Origin of the sequence: Streptomyces viridochromogenes DSM 40736, from assembly GCF_000158955.1 — a bacterium.
In the GTDB taxonomy this organism is placed as follows: Bacteria; Actinomycetota; Actinomycetes; order Streptomycetales; family Streptomycetaceae; genus Streptomyces; species Streptomyces venetus.
The window spans coordinates 6,738,675-6,741,617 of the sequence record NZ_GG657757.1 but is presented as its reverse complement, the minus strand read 5'-3'; the positions used below and the strand labels follow the sequence as shown (position 1 = coordinate 6,741,617).

The following is a 2,943-nucleotide window of genomic DNA, read 5'->3' as shown; positions in this document are numbered from 1 at the left end:
GGGCGAGCCCTCCCACTGTTCGTCGGTGACATCGTGGCTGTTCACCGGCATGTGCCGTCCTGGCTCGCACTGGCTGTCTGCATCGGCCAATTGTTGCGCACGGTCACCCGTTCGGCCCAACAGCGACACGCTCCGCGACGCCAAAGCACCTCACAACGGCCGGAAGGCGGCTGTGTGACGGGCGTAACTCGTAGTGATCGAGCAAAGTGACATCCGCGTAACGGGACGTTCGTACCGTCGACGGCATGACCACGACCCCCCGCCCGCGGCCGGAGACGCAGCAGGTGCGCACCGTCTGCTCGTACTGCGGTGTGGGCTGCGGCCTCGTCCTCGAGGTCGGGACGGGGCCGGACGGGCGGCGCACGGTCCTGAAGGCCTCCGGCGACAAGGCCCATCCGGCGAACGCGGGCCGGCTGTGCACCAAGGGCGCGACCACGGCCGACATGCTCGCCGCGCCCGGCCGGCTGACCACCGCGCTGGTCCGGGGCGACCGGGGCGAGGAGCCGGTGCCCTCCCCCGCCGCCGACGCGATCGCCGAGACCGGCCGGCGGCTGCGCGAGATCGTCGAGACGCACGGGCCGGACGCGGTCGCCTTCTACGTCTCCGGGCAGATGAGCCTGGAGGCCCAGTACCTGGCGAACAAGCTGGCCAAGGGGTTCGTGCGGACGAACCGGATCGAGTCGAACTCGCGGTTGTGCATGGCGAGCGCGGGCACCGGCTACAAACTGTCGCTGGGCGCGGACGGGCCGCCCGGTTCGTACGAGGACTTCGAGCAGGCCGACGCCTTCCTCGTCATCGGGTCGAACATGGCCGACTGCCATCCGATCCTCTTCCTGCGGATGATGGAGCGGGTCAAGGCCGGCGCCAAACTGATCGTCGTCGATCCGCGCCGGACCGCCACCGCCGCGAAGGCCGACCTGTACCTCCAGGTCAGGCCGGGGACCGATCTCGCTTTGCTGAACGGCCTGCTGCATCTGCTGCACGCCGGCGGACACGTCGACGACGCGTTCGTCGCGGCCCGCACCGAGGGCTGGGAGGCCCTGCCCGAATTCCTCGCCGACTACACCCCGGCGGCGGTCGCGGAGATCACCGGGCTCGCGGAGGACGACCTGCGAGAGGCCGCACGGCTGATCGGCGCGGCCGGCCGGCGGTGGATGAGCTGCTGGACCATGGGCCTCAACCAGTCCACGCACGGCACCTGGAACACCAACGCCCTGGTCAACCTGCACCTGGCGACGGGGGCGATCTGCCGGCCCGGCGCCGGGCCGTTCTCCCTCACCGGCCAGCCCAACGCCATGGGCGGGCGCGAGATGGGCTACATGGGCCCGGGCCTGCCGGGCCAGCGGTCGCTGCTCGTGGCGGAGGAACGGTCGTTCACCGAGGAGCTGTGGGAGCTGCCGCCCGGGACGCTGCGCACGGACGGGGCCGGGCAGGGCACGGTCGAGATGTTCCGGAAGATGGCCGAGGGGGAGATCAAGGCCTGCTGGATCATCTGCACCAACCCCGTCGCCTCCGTCGCGGGCCGCCGCACGGTCATCGAGGGCCTGGAGGCCGCCGAGTTCGTCGTCACACAGGACGTGTTCACGGACACCGAGACGAACGCGTACGCCGATGTCGTCCTGCCGGGCGCGATGTGGACCGAGTCGGAGGGCGTCTTCGTCAACAGCGAGCGCACCCTCACGCTGGCCCAGCGGGCCGCGGACCCGCCCGGGGAGGCGATGGCCGACTGGCGGATCATCGCGGAGGTGGCGTGCGCGATGGGGTACGAGAAGGCGTTCTCGTACGACAGCGCCGAGCAGGTCTTCGACGAGATCCGGCGGTTCCGGAACCCGAAGACCGGGTGGGACCTGCGCGGGGTGTCCTACGAGCGGCTGCGCGGGACGCCCGTGCAGTGGCCGGCCGCCCGGGAGGACGGGCCGGCGCGCAATCCGATCCGGTACGTCGGGGACGGTGAACCGCGCTTCCCGACCGAGAGCGGTCGTGCCGTCTTCTTCGCCCGGCCCCATCTGCCCGCCGAGGAGATGCCCGACGACGACTACCCGTTCGTCCTCAACACCGGGCGGGTGCAGCACCAGTGGCACACGCTCACCAAGACCGGGAAGGTCGCCAAGCTCAACAAGCTGAACTCCGGGCCCTTCGTGGAGCTCCACCCGCGGGACGCGGACGCGCTCGGCGTCGCCGAGGGCGATCTGGTCGAGGTCGCCTCACGGCGTGGGCGGGCCGTGCTGCCGGCGGTCGTGACGGACCGGGTGCGGCCGGGGTGCTGCTTCGCGCCGTTCCACTGGAACGACCTGTTCGGCGAGTACCTGAGCATCAACGCGGTGACGAGCGACGCGGTGGATCCGCTGTCGTTCCAGCCGGAGTTCAAGGTGTGCGCCGTGTCGCTGGCGAAGGTGGCGAGGCCCGGGGACGAGGAACCGGCGGCTGTCGTCCCCACGATCGTGACGCCGCGCGGAGCCGGCCCCTTCGGGCTCGAACCCTCCCCGCCGCCGGTGCTCTCCGCGCAGGAACGGCGGTACCTCACGGGCTTCCTCGCCGGGCTCGGCTCGGGCGCCCCGGGCGTGCCGGTGCTCCCGCCCGACGCGCCCTTCTCCCCCGAGCACGCCCTGTGGGTCAACGGCGTCCTGGCCGGCATGTACTCGCGGAGCGCGACGGCCGCGCCGCAGGAGCCGGCCGGCCGTGAGGTCGTCGTGCTGTGGGCCTCGCAGACGGGCAACGCCGAGGAGTTCGCCGCCGCCACCGCCGAGCGGCTGACCGCGACCGGGCACCGTACGACCCTCGTCGGCATGGACGAGGCCGATGTCGGCACGCTCGCCCGCACCGCCGACCTGCTCTTCATCACCAGCACCTTCGGGGACGGCGACGCACCGGACAACGGCTGTGGCCTGTGGGACGTACTCGCCGCCGAGCAGGCCCCCCGGCTGGACGGCGTGCGGTACGCCG

1 protein-coding gene is annotated in these 2,943 nt (G+C 72.0%); it reads left to right on the top strand.

Annotated features, from left to right (window positions below):
* Window positions 1–245: 245 nt before the first annotated feature.
* Window positions 246–2,943: molybdopterin oxidoreductase family protein (locus tag SSQG_RS29625; protein WP_003993608.1), on the top strand; the 2,698-nt coding region annotated here is incomplete at its 3' end.